We start from the raw sequence: 12709 nt of genomic DNA on the forward strand, positions 1-12709 counted from the left end.
CGACGCCCTCGCCGCCAGCATCTACCTGTGCTGCGGCGGCATCACCATCACGCTACCCACGGCAAGGTGAGGAGTAGCACACATGTTCGAACGGCACGCAACCTGGTGCTGGTGGAATTCGCCTGCAGCGCAAGGTGGTTCGTGGTTCTCCACAGGGAATTCCGGAGATGGTTGGCGCGAAGAAGCGGGCTGGGACTGAGCGCTCCGTCGACCGAAGCAGCAGGGCGACGGCGTGACACAAGTGACGGGGCGGCCACTCGACGGACGGCCGGGGGGCGGGACACAAGTGACGGGGCGGCCACTCGACGGAAAGCCGGGGGCGGGACGCGTCGGGAGAGTTCCGGTCGAGGAAGCACGCTGTCCCACGAGCCCAGCCACGAGGGTGCGTGACACGAGGGACAGGGCGCCCACTCGACCTTGGCGAGATGGCCGGCGGGGGACGGGGCGCAACGCTCGACGCTGGGGACGGGGCTGCCCGACCCCCGCGACGGCCGACCGCGCTCAGCGCTGGTCCCCCCTTTGGGGCAATTCACCAGCCCGGGGTGTGCACGGCACACAGCTGCGGCTTGGGCCGCACCGGGCGCCCGGCAACCGTGCGGGCGATGTGCCGCAGCCGGCGGCGCAGGATCAGCCCGGCGACGAGCAGCCAGCCGGCCAGCGCCCACGCCCGGGGTCCGGGTGGCTGGGCTGGGGCGGGTGGGTACCCACCCGCGGCAAGCCCAGCGGCCTGTTCGAAGTGGTTGAGCTCGTTGGGGTAGAGCGACTGGTCGACGACGTATGCCGTGGGGAGCAGGGTGATGCCGCCGAGCGCCGTCGCGACGGCCCACTGGTCGCTGTGGCGGGCCTCATGCCGGGCGAGCGCCGTCGTCTGGTCGTCGTTGAGGTTCGGCCGCGGGGGCGTGACGAACACGTCGCCGATGGTGCTGCCGGCTGTGGTCCGCGACGCCGGGATGAAGCTCATGGTGAGCGATGGATGGCGGATGTCGCACATGGTGCGGCCCTGCCAGTGGCCGAAGGCCATGGCGAGCCCACCGGCAGGGGCGTCGAGGGCGGCGTGGAGCGGGGCGGGCAGGGTGCCGCCGGCCGGTTGCCGGACGTCCTCGAACGAGGTGCCGGCAGACATCGAGGTGACGGGGCACTTCGGGATGGCCACCTCGTCCTGGGCGACGCGGACCGCGCCGCCGGCCAGGGTCAGGAGGGCAACGGCCACAGACACGGCCACCCAGACCTTCTGGCTGCGTCGGCACATGCCGCACGCCTGCGCCCTGCGACGCCGTGCTTGCCGAAAGAGTGGCGCCATCGCCACCAGACCGAACAGGCCGAAGGCGAGCCCGGCGAGCAGCACGATCGCGCCCGTGGCCACCGATCGTGCGCCACGTCGATCCGGGGCGTACGGACGGCGTGGGTCCGTTGGACTGGGGGTCTCGAGGGTGTCGAGCGCGTCGAGGGTGCGGGAGGGCGCTTCGGCCTCCAGCACCAGGGTGCGTGGGGCCATAAGCCCGTTCCTCCTGAGCACACTGTCGGTGATCCGCGATCTCGCGGCGTCGTTACCATTCCGTTACCCACGACGATCTGGGCCCAAACACGCGAGTTCGCGGGTCGGTCAGGAATCGAGAAGCCCAAGACTCACGAAGCACCTACCGTGGCGCGTATGGACAACCCCAGCCGTATGCCGGGACGACAGACGCTCGAGCGTCTCGTCCCCGCGGCATACCAGCCGGTGCTGGCGAACCGCACCTACCGGCGGCTCGCGCTGGGCTTCGCGGTCTCCTACTTCGGCGATGGGATGAGCTTTGTCGTCGTGGCGTGGCTCGCCATCCAGCTCGCGCCGGCCGCGACGGCGGGGCTCTGGGTGGCCGGTGCGGTCGCGGCATACACGCTCCCGGGCGTGGTCGGAGCGCTCGTCCTGGGACGCCGCCTGCGGCGGGAACCGGCCAAGCGGCTGCTGCTTGCCGACACGGCGGTGCGGGGAGTGTTCCTCGCCGCGATCCCGCTCGCCTGGCTGGCCGGGGCGCTGACGCCGCCGCTGTATGTCGTCCTGCTCGCGCTGTCGTCGCTGCTGCACGCCTGGGGCAGCGCCGGGCAGTACACGCTGGTCGCCGAGATCCTGCCGGAGGCGCAGCGGCTCCCCGGGAACACGCTCATCAGCTCGCTCAACTTCGCCGCGACGATTGCCGGGCCCGCGGTCGCGGGCGTGCTCGTGACGTTCGTCAGCCCCGCCCTCGTGATCGGCCTCGACGCCCTGACCTACGTCTTCCTCGCTGTCGTGGTCCTCACCACGAACCTGCCCGACGGGCAGCATGTGACGCCGGTCGACGGGCGGGCCGCGCGCGGCGGGCTGGCGGTGCTCCGGTCCTACCCGGTGCTGATCGGGCTGCTCCTGCTCACCTGGTTCTTCAACTTCTTCTACGGGCCCGTCGAGGTCGCACTCCCGCTCCACGTGTCCGACGACCTCGATGCCCCGGCGACTCTCCTTGGCCTCTACTGGATGCTGTTCGGCATCGGTGCGGTCGTCGGCGGCCTCACGGTCGGCGCGCTCCGACGCCTGCCGATCTGGCCGGTCACCATCGCGATCGTGGTCGGCTGGGGGATCATGCTGCTGCCCTTCGGTCTCGACGCCCCGCCGGCCGTGTCCGTGACGAGCTTCGCGCTCGGTGGGCTCATCTACGGTCCGTTCGTCGCCCTGTCGGTGACGCTGGTCCAGGGCGCCTCGCCTCCCCAGTACCTCGCCGCCGTTCTCGCGGCCCGGAGCGCGGTTCTGCTCACCGCCTCGCCGCTCGGGACCGCGCTCGGAGGTCCGTTGACGACCGCTTTCGGCCCGCGCGCGACGCTCGTCGGATCCGGGCTGGTCACCGTGGCCCTCGGGCTCGTTGCCGGTGCACTGTTGCTCGCGCGACGTCGCCGTGGAGGGGTCGCTCTCCGGGGCTCGCGGCGCGCCGCCGAGGCCCCACTCTGACCGGCCCGTATGCCGCATCTGCTGCCGCTCTGTCTCGATCTGGCGGCAGATGCGCCTGCACTGATGCGTAGAGGCCGATTCTGCGGCTAGAGTCGCGTCCGTGCCACTGTTTCGGATCAAGGAAGCCGCGTCCCTCCTCGGGGTCAGTGACGACACCCTGCGCCGCTGGGCCGACGACGGTCGGGTCGAGACGAGCACGGACGCCTCCGGCCGGCTCGTGATCGAGGGCGCCGAGCTGGCGCGGTTCGCCGAGGAGGCCGCACACGCGGCCATCTCGGTACCGATGGGCCCGGTCGTCGCCGCGTCCGTGCGCAACCGGTTCACCGGCCTGGTCACTCATGTCGTGCGCGACACCGTCATGGCCAAGGTCGACATTCAGGCGGGCCCGCACCGGTTCGTGTCGCTGCTGAGTCGGGAGGCGGCCGACGAGCTCGGCCTCGAGCCGGGTGTCCTGGCCGTCGCGGCCGTGAAGGCAACCAACGTCTCGGTCGAGCTGCCGAGCACCCGCTGATCTCGCGCCGGCGAGACCTGAGCAAGGAGAACTGATGCGTGCTAGCCGGCTCGCGTGGAGTGCTGCGGCGCTGTTCGTCGTGGCCCTCGCAGGGTGCGGATCGACCAGCGACAACCAGGGTCCTGGCGCGGGGTCGACCGGCGCGGGCTCGACCGCCGCGGGGGCGACAGCGACACAGGGCACGACGTCGGACGCGATGTCGGGCGACATCACGGTGTTCGCGGCCGCGTCGCTGACGGAGTCCTTCACGGAGCTGGGCAAGCAGTTCGAGGCGGCCCACCCGGGCACCACAGTGACGTTCAGCTTCGCGGCGAGCTCCGCGCTCGCGCAGCAGATCAACTCCGGTGCCCCCGCAGACGTGTTCGCCTCGGCGAGCCAGAAGAACATGGACCAGGTCGTCTCGGCGGGGGGTGCTTCGGACGCGAAGGTCTTCGCCAAGAACGTCATGGAGATCGCGACGCCGCCGAACAACCCGGCCGGCGTCATGTCCGTCAACGATCTCGCGAAGTCGTCGGTCAAGACCGCTCTCTGCCAGCCGCAGGTGCCGTGCGGCTCGGTCGCCGAGAAGGTGTTCTCCAACGCGAAGATCACGGTCAAGCCGGTCACGCTCGAGCCCGATGTGAAGTCGGTGCTGAGCAAGGTCCAGCTCGGAGAGGTGGATGCCGGGGTCGTCTACGTCACCGATGTCATGGCCGCCGGCGACAAGGTCAAGGGCGTCGAGATCCCCGCCGACGTCAACGCCTCGACCAGCTATCCGATCGCGGCTCTGACCAAGAGTGGAAACGCCTCAGTCGCAGCGGCATTCGTTGACTTCGTGCTATCGCCGGCCGGGCAGAGCGTGCTGTCCGGGGCCGGCTTCCAAGGGCCATGATCAGCCCGTGGCGGGCCTGTGTGACGGGTCCGGCGGTGGGGGTCCGATGGTGGGAGGTCCGGCCATGAGCGTTCCGGCATCGTCGACGCGGCTGAGTCCGCGCGAACGCGAACGCCGGGGCACCAAAGGGGGGGCCTCGCGATCAGTGCCGGCGCCGTTGCTGGCGCCGGCACTGATCGCGGTCGTGTTCCTGATCCTGCCCCTGATCGGGCTGATCCTGCGGGCGCCGTGGGGTGACCTGTGGTCGATTCTGCGCGGCTCCGCGGCGTCGCAGGCGCTGCAGCTGTCGTTGTGGACGGCGACCGTGGCGACGGCGGTGTCGCTGCTCATCGGGGTGCCACTGGCCTGGATCCTGGCGCGCACAGACTTCCCGGGCCTTCGGCTGCTTCGTGCACTGGTCACGCTCCCGCTGGTTCTTCCGCCGGTCGTCGGCGGCGTGGCGCTGCTGCTGGCGTTCGGCCGCAACGGGTTCGTCGGGCGCTACCTCGACCAGTGGTTCGGGATCACCATCCCGTTCACCTCGACCGCGGTCGTCATGGCCGAGACGTTCGTGGCCATGCCGTTCCTCGTCGTCACGGTCGAGGGGGCCCTGCGCTCCGCCAACCAGGGCTTCGAGGAGGCCGCCGCGACGCTCGGCGCGTCAAGGATGACGGTCTTCCGGCGGGTCACGGTCCCGCTCGTGGCGCCGTCTCTCGGGGCCGGCGCCGTGCTGTGCTGGGCGAGGGCGCTGGGGGAGTTCGGGGCGACGATCACGTTCGCCGGGAGCTATCCGGGCCGGACCCAGACGATGCCGATCGAGGTGTACTACGCCCTCGAGTCCGATCCCGATGCCGCCATCGTGCTCAGCCTGGTGCTTCTGCTGGTGTCCGTGATCGTGCTGGTTACGCTGCGTGACAAATGGCTGCGAGGCGGAACGACCCAGTGACGGCAACCGACGCGAGGCGACGCGCGGCGGCCTCAGCGTCGTCGGCGGCCGCGGCGTCGTCGCAGGCGTCGCCGGGGTCGGACGTCGGTGCGTCCGCTCCGGGTGTCGGCGACGGTCGGGGACTCGAGGTCGACGCGGAGGTCCGCCGGGGGGACTTCACCCTGCGCGTGGCGCTCACGGCCGCACCCGGGGAGGTCCTCGGCATACTCGGGCCGAACGGCTCCGGCAAGTCCACGCTGCTCAACACGGTGGCGGGGTTGATTCCTGTGTCCGGCGGCCAGATCCGGCTGGACGGCCGCGTCGTCGACGACGCCGCGAGCGGCGTCTTTGCCGAGGCTGCCGACCGCCCCGTCGGGTTCGTCTTCCAGAACTACCGGCTGTTTCCCCACCTGAGCGTGCTCGACAACGTCGCGTTCGGCCCCCGCGCGCGGGGAGTGAGCCGGCACGAGGCTCGAGCGACAGCGGAGGAGTGGCTGGCGCGGCTCGGGATCGCCGAGTTCGCGCCACGTCGGCCCTCGGACCTGTCGGGTGGGCAGGCGCAGCGCGTCGCGCTGGCGAGGGCGCTCGCCGGGGACCCGGCTCTGCTGCTGCTCGACGAGCCGCTGGCCGCGCTCGACGCGCGGACCCGGCTCGACGTCCAGACCGAGCTGAACCGCCACCTCTCCGAGTTCCCCGGGCCGTGTCTGCTCGTCACCCACGACCCGCTCGAAGCCCTCGTGCTCGCGAGCCGTCTGCTCGTCCTGGAGGACGGCCGGATCGTGCAGGAAGGCACGCCCGCGCAGGTCGCGCGGCGCCCAGCCACCGAGTACGTCGCCAAGCTCGTCGGCCTCAACCTCTATGCCGGCGAGGTGGACGGTCCCGCTGTGCGGCTGACGGGTGGAGGCACCTTCGTCGTGCCCGACCACGGGCAGCACGGGCACGTCCTCGTCGCGCTGCGCCCGTCGGCGGTGCTCGTCAGCACCGAACGCCCTCATACCAGTGCCCGGAACAGCTGGCCCGCAACGATCGTCGGGCTCACGCTGCTGACCGACCGCGTGCGGGTCGACCTCGACGGCGAGCCTGCGGCGATCGTCGACGTGACCCCCGCCGCGGTGGCCGAGCTCGGCCTGCAGGCTGGCCTCGAAGTGTGGCTCACGACGAAGGCGACCGACCTCGAGGTGTACAGCCAGCACGACGGCGGCGGACAGCGCTGAGGTCGCGCACGGCGCTGAGGTCCGGGACGGCGCTGAGGTCGCGGACGGCATACGGGCTCGGCACGACGTCTTCCGCGAGTGCTCGAGAACCCGTCTCGGACGCGCTCGCGCGCCAATAGAGTGCAAATGGCCTTCGAGGACGGGGTGGTGAGCATGACGGATGTGACTCTGGGCGTGACGGGTTCGACACCTGAGAGCGCGGGGATGTCTGCTGCGGAGGTCGCGGAGGAGTTCCAGCGGACGCGTGGGCAGCTGGAAGGACTGGTGGCCGCGCTGGCCAGCTCGGTCGACGGACGCCAGTTCACCTTCCACGCCTCACTGCAGAACCTGCAGCTGCAGACTGGCGGGTACGTCGTGCTCGAGGATGCCGGGAGCCGTCGGCTCGGGCAGGTGCTCACCCTCCAGTCGGACTACGCGAGCGCCAGCGACCTCGGCCTCGAAGTGCTCCGGGGCGGGGTGCGGATCAGGTTCGCGCGCGGCGAAGGCGTCGTCCTCGACGGGCCGGTCGAGCCGTTCCACGACGCGCGGGTCCGGCCGGCGGAGCCCGAGGAGGTGCGGGCGTGGCTGGCCCGTACCCAGCCTGACCGGTCGGCCTGCCGATCGGGGAGCTGCTGCTGGCGCCCGGGGTGCCGGCGACGCTCGACTCCGGCGGGTTCAACCGGCATACCTTCATGTGCGGTCAGTCGGGGTCCGGGAAGACCTACTCGCTGGGGCTCGTGCTCGAGCGACTTCTGCTCGACACCAGCCTCCGCATGGTCATCCTCGACCCCAACTCCGACTACGTCCGTCTCGGTGAGACCCGCGACGGCGCGGACGCTGAGCTGGCCGAGTCGTATGCCGCTGCCGCCAGGGACGTGGCCGTGTGGACGAACGACAAGAGCGCGCCACACCCTTTGGGCCTTCAGTTCATCGATGTCGACCCGGCCGCTCAGGCGGCGGTGTTCGGGCTGGACCCGATTCGTGACCGGGAGGAGTATGCCGCCTTGGCCGCGATTCTTGCGGTCAGCGAGAAAGGCCGTCCGATCATCAGCGGCCTCGATGCACTGGTGAGCTCCGAGAATCCCGACATTCGCCGGCTCGGGTTGCGAGCGGCGAACCTCGGCGTGCTCAACTGGTCCATCTGGAGCGGCGGGCAGAGCAGGTCCCTCGTCGACGAGCTCGAGGACCCGACGGCTCGCTGTCTTGTCGTCGACCTCGGTTCGCTCAACAGCCACCACGAGCAACGGCTCATTGCCGAGACGGTGCTGGGGACCTTGTGGCGCCACAGAGCGAAGCGCGAGCCGTGCCTGATCGTCATCGACGAGGCGCACAACGTGTGTCCGGCGCAGCCCTCTGATCCGGTGACCGCGATGGCCACGAACTACGCGACGCTGATCGCTGCGGAGGGGCGAAAGTTCGGGTTGTATCTGCTGACCTCGACGCAGCGGCCCCAGAAAGTGCATGACGAAGTGCTTTCGCAGTGCGACAACCTGCTTCTCATGCGAATGAACTCGGAGGCCGACCTCGTGCACCTGCGCGAGGTGTTCTCCTTTGTCCCGGAAGGGCTGATCCAGCGGGCCACGAGCTTCCGGCAAGGCGAGAGCCTCGTGGCAGGGAAGTTCGCCTCGCACCCGACCCTCGTCAGGTTTGGTCAGCGGCTGTCGCAAGAAGGCGGGGCCGACGTGCCTACTTCGTGGGCGGCCAGCCACCGCGCGTAAGCCGAGCACGGCGGGTGCTCCGGGGCTCGGCCGGGCTCTGCCGGGGCTCGGGGCGCCGTCCTGGGTGCCGCGGGGATCTCAGCGGCACCGAGGACGCCGCTTGGTCAGGGTGTAGCGCCGTCGAGCGCGGCTTTGGCCCCAGCCTTGGCTGCTGCCTCGATCTGCGCGACCGTGATGTCCGGCTGGGCCACCAGTGCCTCGAGAGCCGACTTGAGGCCGGCAACCTCGGCGAGCGCCTTCTCGGCGGTGTGCATCGCCTTGCCGGCCTTGACGTTGGCGTTGACGAGCCACGACTGAGCCGTGAACTGCGTCCCGTCGGTCGGCGACTGCATCTGGAACTCCCAGATTTCCTTCGGGGTTGGCATGTCTTCCTCCTCGATTCGTTTGATCTCGCCCTCAGCCCAGGTGATGCCTTCCTCCCAGGTGCGGCGAACGCGTGGTTTGCGATGCGGGTCGCGGCCCCCTTTGCCCGCTGCGCCAAGGCCGTTGAAACCGGCGGCCTGGGCTTCGACCTGGTAGCGCGCGGGTTCGTTGTGCTCGCACTTGTTGAGCACGCCATGCGTGTGGGTGGTGTCGAACGCCGGGCCTTTGAGCCTGATCCACGTCGCAGGTGCCCCCATTTCCCGGGCAACGGCGACGTGCTCGGGCTCTGTCTGGAAGATGTCGAACGCGCCGCCCCAGCGATGGGTGCAGGCCGACGCCGGGGCGTTACCGGTGAGCTGCAGGATGTCGATGTTCGACTTGATGAGGCCGCGGGCGAGCAGCAGCCTCTCGTAGACGGGGAGCCATTTGGCGAGGCAGGTGCACGCAGTCTCCCCCCTGAATGTCGTGAATCCCTCCTTGTCCGGAGTGGCCCTCGGGAAGCCGGGGCAATCGTCGTTTGCCATATGGCGCCTCCTCGTTGATCGTGTGTCAGTGACCGGGCACGGACGTGCCCGTCTCACCGACGGCGCCCACGTGGCTGGTGATACACCGTGGTCGCCGGGTGGCCAACGAGGAGATCGCGCAGCGGCGACTCGGGCAGCGAGATGTCGGGGCTCGGAGGTTCCTGACGCTTCGGCGGCTGCCGCTACTCGCGAAAATCCGCCGTCGCACTGGACATGCCGCTCTTGAAGATGCGGTTGAGGAGCGACATGACGGAGCCATGGTGCATCGTGAGCGTGAGACCGTCCGGGAAGCTCAGCTGAGTGGCGATCAGTCGGTCGCCGCGTGTCTTCTCCCGCCTCGTGACCTCGCCGTCCAGGTACGCGCGCACGCGACCAAGCTGCTCCCGCATCACTTCGCGGTCGTCCGGCTCCTCGTAGCCGAAGTCGGCATAGCTGATGCGGTCGCCGATGCTCAGGACGAAGGCGCCGGTCCCGGTGTCGAGCAGCTCGATCGACTCGGCCGGCTCGGACGTGGTGCGAGTGATGAGGACGTTGCCGTTGCGGGTGAGTGGCTCCAGCGTCCAGGCGTGGCTGTCTGGCGGCAGCAGCTCCGCCGCGATCGCGCGCACGACTCCAGAATCTATGGTGGTCTCCTATGCGCCGATCCTGGGTGTGGGGCTGGGCCAGGTTCGGGCTCGGCATCGGCCCATAAGCGCGGGGTGCCTTGCGATGCGCGTAGCCGCGCCAGCGCCGGTGCGCGGGGTCCCCAAGCGTGGGGCCTCGCGCTGGCCAGTGCCGCGACGTTCACCTGGACGCAGCATGGTCTGCGCGCCAGGAGAAAAGCAACAAATCCGGCGTTTCTGACTCTTCAGTCAAGCCGGCTGAGTCACGGATTTCACCGTTACGCTGCACCTTCCTCGCACCCTGCCTAATCTGGAAGGTGGGCACTTAGGTCGGCGGGGGCCGCCGAGTGTCGTGGTAGTTGCCGGAGCGTCGGGGACACCGTGCAGGTGGTCGGTCCGGCCTCGCTCCGAGTCCTGCCTGGAAGGGTTCGGCCCGGGGCCAGTTGTCAATATTGCGTTCCTTCAATCAGGAGCCATCATGCGTAGGAGCATCACCGCCCTCGCCTGCGCACTCGCCGCGTTCTTCGCAGTCGCGACGCCTGCATGGGCAGGGAGCCCGCACTTCATCAACTCCGCCACCGTCGTGACGGTCAGTGGCAGCACGCTGACTGTCTCAGGAAAGGAAGCTGGACTCGGTGACGAGTCACAGGTCCACGTGGTTCTCACAGCGACGGCGTTGTGCATCAACGGCGGCGGGAACCACCCGAAGGCCGTCAACAAGACATCCGTCGGGGCCGCAGCCGACTTCCCGGTCCAGAACGGCAAGGCCAACTTCTCGCTGAGCGTTACAGCGACCTTCCAACCGTCCTGCAACCCGCCGATGACGGTGGCGTTCACCGACATCAGCTTGACCGATACGACCAACGGCATCAGCCTCAACGTTCCGGGCACGTTCCCGTGACGGGACTGGCGCTGAGGTGACCATTCACACTGGCCCGGGCGATCCGCCCGGGCCAGCTTCATGCGCCTCTCGTGCCGTCAACTCTCCTCGCGCCTTGAGCCTCGAGCCTCGCGCATGGAGGCCAGCGTGGGCCGAGACATGGTCGGTTACGGCTCCACGGTGCGTCGCCGGTCCGCCGGCCCGGTCGTTGGTGCGCATCGGCATCGAGCCGGCCAAGGCGGGAGCCCTTCGGGTGCCCGACGGAATCCCTCTCACCCAGATGATCGACCCGACGGTGTGCTGCCCGATCCACATCAGCTGCATCACCCGTCATCCTGGACGACTGGGTCGCCAGTCACGCCGCCTGGTCATCGAACCCGTGCGTGTGCCCGGCGCCGCGCCGCACCCACGGCACCGCGCCGCAACCACGGCACCGCGCTGCACCCACGGCACCGCCGCGACCACCAGCGCATGCACCCGGCACGACACGCGCGGCTCATCGGCCTCGATCATCATCCGGACCGTGTCCGGATCCAACGCCCGCCACTGCCTCCGCCCGCGATGCGTCGACCAGACCAGCGTGCGCGTCGACGCGGTGCGGGTCGGTCGGCGTCATACACATCAGGACGTGCCCCCGGCAAGATTCGAACTTGCGACACCCGCTTTTAGGAGTCCGACCGGCGTCCAGCGGCTGGTCGGGACAGCCTGTGCCGCAATGATTTTCGCACTGCTCTATAAAAGTTGGCTTTGGCTCATGTCGACGTCGCGGGTACCTCCGAGGTACCTATCTGTCCTCCGCAGCGGTGGAGGTTGGCGCGGCGTGCGCTGGAGCTCGTCCGTCGGAATCGATGCGCGCACGAACACGCTTCTGAATGGCCAGGCCGAGTTTCCCAACGTGAATGGGGTGACCACCCACACGAGCAACCGAAGGTCCGCGTTGTCGATGTGGGCTGCGACCTGCGAAGCCAAGGCGACGCTGCCGAGCACGAGGACGATCCAGCCGGGCACAATGAGCAACCACGTCATCAGTCGACGGTTCTCCGCGGTCACGGTCGCAGAGTACAGGCCCGGCCCGTAGCCGGCTCGGTATCTGTTCTGCCGGGTCCAGCCCGCGCGGACTGTCGCTTGGGCACAAAGAGACACCGAACCGATAGCGGAGCAGTACAGCACGCCGGAGTGGCCGAGTCCAGGGTGGCCGGAGGCCATCGCGTCAGCGACGCCGCAGGCGCTCTTGACGCGGTCCGGAGGCGTGCCGGCAGTGAAGCGTCGGGTCGGCGGCTCGAGGCTCGTTGGCAGAGGGAAAGGCCACCACGCGATCGCTCCATGTTGACAGATCGAGCTTGGCGCTCCACGTGCAGAAAGGGATGCTGTTCGGTGATGGCCTCAAGAGGCTATGTTCGTTTGTGGCTCTGGAATGCAATGAGTACGTGCGAACTGCTTGCTTCGTTCCTGTCCCCAGGACTTAAACAGGTCTTCGGTCGGGCGATGTTGGGCAAAGTCGTCGGCCCACTCCGAGAAGTTCTTCAGGGGGCGCCGGGCTGGCGTGTCTTCAAAGCACAGGGCAAGATGCCACCAGCCCGCGTGTCGTCCGATCAGGGCCGCTGCCAGGGTGTCGTCCAGACTTCCCCGTTCCCGTGCAGCTTCGACGCGCTCGAAATATCGGAGCAGCGCGGCCCGGTCGGCGCCGAGGCCCTTCGCCCGGATCTCCTCTCGCGCCCTGGCCCCATAGGGCTCGCCATTCTTCCGAACGAGGTCCAGGAGGGCTCTCCGGCTGGCTCCAACCTGACCCGTAACGAGCTCACGATGCAAGGCGAGAACGCGATCGACGCGTCTGTCATGAGAGTCATGGCGGTAGGTGATCAGAGCAACCACCAAGGTGATTGCGACGACAATGGTTTGTACCGCGGTGGCATACCCGCCGTACTGCTGACCGTCGAGGAACGGGGCCGCGAGTACCAAGGCAAGCGGAACAAGTACGAGCGCCGCGGCGAGACTTGTGCGCATCTGGCGTCGACCCCAAGGCTCCATGGCTGCACTGTAGATGGTGGGGCGACCTTGAGTAGTCACTTTTGAACAGAACGCGGCCCGTGAAGTACGCGTCCTCCGCCTTCGGTCACCGGCTGCACGCGAGGCGGCGCATTCTGTCGCCAATCGGGGTTGCGTCGGTAAACGCGCGGGGTGCGGTGG

At 69.0% G+C, this 12709-nt stretch carries 13 protein-coding genes; 7 read left to right on the forward strand and 6 right to left on the reverse strand.

Going from position 1 to position 12709, the window contains the following annotated elements; all coding sequences use genetic code 11:
• Positions 1 to 529: 529 nt before the first annotated feature.
• Complete coding sequence (locus tag ACWEOW_RS23265; RefSeq protein ID WP_452271631.1) at positions 530 to 1495, reverse strand: hypothetical protein; 966 nt, start codon at positions 1493 to 1495, stop codon at positions 530 to 532.
• A gap of 156 nt (positions 1496 to 1651) precedes the next feature.
• Here ACWEOW_RS23265 and ACWEOW_RS23270 point away from each other — a divergent pair, with 156 nt between their 5' ends.
• The 5 genes from ACWEOW_RS23270 (at position 1652) to ACWEOW_RS23290 (ending at position 6456) form a co-directional block, all read left to right on the forward strand.
• The gene (locus ACWEOW_RS23270; protein ID WP_452271632.1) at positions 1652 to 2956 is read left to right on the forward strand and encodes an MFS transporter; all 1305 of its coding nucleotides are present in this window, start codon (positions 1652 to 1654) and stop codon (positions 2954 to 2956) included.
• Positions 2957 to 3056: 100 nt separating this feature from the next.
• A complete protein-coding gene (locus ACWEOW_RS23275; RefSeq protein WP_452271633.1) occupies positions 3057 to 3467 on the forward strand; it encodes a TOBE domain-containing protein in 411 nt (136 codons plus the stop codon).
• 34 nt (positions 3468 to 3501) lie between these two features.
• Positions 3502 to 4338, forward strand: coding sequence for a molybdate ABC transporter substrate-binding protein (gene modA / locus ACWEOW_RS23280; protein WP_452271634.1), 837 nt, complete (start codon positions 3502 to 3504; stop codon positions 4336 to 4338).
• A gap of 64 nt (positions 4339 to 4402) precedes the next feature.
• Positions 4403 to 5263 (forward strand): ABC transporter permease, encoded by an 861-nt coding sequence (locus tag ACWEOW_RS23285; protein WP_452271635.1) that lies wholly within the window; start codon positions 4403 to 4405, stop codon positions 5261 to 5263.
• Positions 5236 to 6456 (forward strand): ABC transporter ATP-binding protein, encoded by a 1221-nt coding sequence (locus ACWEOW_RS23290; RefSeq protein ID WP_452271636.1) that lies wholly within the window; start codon positions 5236 to 5238, stop codon positions 6454 to 6456. The genes ACWEOW_RS23285 and ACWEOW_RS23290 overlap by 28 nt, the downstream gene beginning before the upstream one ends.
• Before the next feature lie 315 nt (positions 6457 to 6771).
• On the opposite strand, the gene ACWEOW_RS23295 is transcribed toward ACWEOW_RS23290, so the two are convergent.
• On the reverse strand, positions 6772 to 6975 hold the full coding sequence (locus tag ACWEOW_RS23295; RefSeq protein ID WP_452271637.1) for a hypothetical protein: 204 nt from the start codon (positions 6973 to 6975) through the stop codon (positions 6772 to 6774).
• An 89-nt stretch (positions 6976 to 7064) separates the two neighbouring features.
• On the opposite strand from ACWEOW_RS23295, the gene ACWEOW_RS23300 reads away from it, so the two are divergent.
• Positions 7065 to 8153, forward strand: a complete 1089-nt coding sequence (locus ACWEOW_RS23300; protein ID WP_452271675.1) for an ATP-binding protein — start codon at positions 7065 to 7067, stop codon at positions 8151 to 8153.
• A gap of 104 nt (positions 8154 to 8257) precedes the next feature.
• Here the strand turns inward: ACWEOW_RS23300 and ACWEOW_RS23305 are convergent, their stop codons facing one another.
• Both ACWEOW_RS23305 and ACWEOW_RS23310 read right to left on the reverse strand, forming a co-directional pair.
• The gene (locus tag ACWEOW_RS23305) at positions 8258 to 9040 is read right to left on the reverse strand and encodes a hypothetical protein (RefSeq protein ID WP_452271638.1); all 783 of its coding nucleotides are present in this window, start codon (positions 9038 to 9040) and stop codon (positions 8258 to 8260) included.
• 182 nt (positions 9041 to 9222) lie between these two features.
• Positions 9223 to 9648 carry a hypothetical protein gene (locus ACWEOW_RS23310; protein WP_452271639.1) on the reverse strand — a complete coding sequence of 142 codons (426 nt, stop codon included), beginning with the start codon at positions 9646 to 9648 and terminating at the stop codon, positions 9223 to 9225.
• Between the two features lie 472 nt (positions 9649 to 10120).
• Here ACWEOW_RS23310 and ACWEOW_RS23315 point away from each other — a divergent pair, with 472 nt between their 5' ends.
• Positions 10121 to 10543, forward strand: coding sequence for a hypothetical protein (locus ACWEOW_RS23315; protein ID WP_452271640.1), 423 nt, complete (start codon positions 10121 to 10123; stop codon positions 10541 to 10543).
• Positions 10544 to 11254: 711 nt separating this feature from the next.
• On the opposite strand, the gene ACWEOW_RS23320 is transcribed toward ACWEOW_RS23315, so the two are convergent.
• Positions 11255 to 11572 (reverse strand): hypothetical protein, encoded by a 318-nt coding sequence (locus tag ACWEOW_RS23320; RefSeq protein WP_452271641.1) that lies wholly within the window; start codon positions 11570 to 11572, stop codon positions 11255 to 11257.
• A 333-nt stretch (positions 11573 to 11905) separates the two neighbouring features.
• A complete protein-coding gene (locus ACWEOW_RS23325) occupies positions 11906 to 12550 on the reverse strand; it encodes a hypothetical protein (RefSeq protein WP_452271642.1) in 645 nt (214 codons plus the stop codon).
• Positions 12551 to 12709 lie beyond the last annotated feature (159 nt).

It is taken from the genome of Monashia sp. NPDC004114, assembly GCF_053603855.1.

Bases quoted from the DNA above. Each gene is read 5' to 3' on its own strand.
- ACWEOW_RS23265 (WP_452271631.1), bottom strand. From the start codon at position 1,495: ATGGCCCCACGCACCCTGGTGCTGGAGGCCGAAGCGCCCTCCCGCACC.
- ACWEOW_RS23270 (WP_452271632.1), top strand. From the start codon at position 1,652: ATGGACAACCCCAGCCGTATGCCGGGACGACAGACGCTCGAGCGTCTC.
- modA (WP_452271634.1), top strand. From the start codon at position 3,502: ATGCGTGCTAGCCGGCTCGCGTGGAGTGCTGCGGCGCTGTTCGTCGTG.
- ACWEOW_RS23285 (WP_452271635.1), top strand. From the start codon at position 4,403: ATGAGCGTTCCGGCATCGTCGACGCGGCTGAGTCCGCGCGAACGCGAA.
- ACWEOW_RS23290 (WP_452271636.1), top strand. From the start codon at position 5,236: ATGGCTGCGAGGCGGAACGACCCAGTGACGGCAACCGACGCGAGGCGA.
- ACWEOW_RS23305 (WP_452271638.1), bottom strand. From the start codon at position 9,040: ATGGCAAACGACGATTGCCCCGGCTTCCCGAGGGCCACTCCGGACAAG.
- ACWEOW_RS23315 (WP_452271640.1), top strand. From the start codon at position 10,121: ATGCGTAGGAGCATCACCGCCCTCGCCTGCGCACTCGCCGCGTTCTTC.
- ACWEOW_RS23325 (WP_452271642.1), bottom strand. From the start codon at position 12,550: ATGGAGCCTTGGGGTCGACGCCAGATGCGCACAAGTCTCGCCGCGGCG.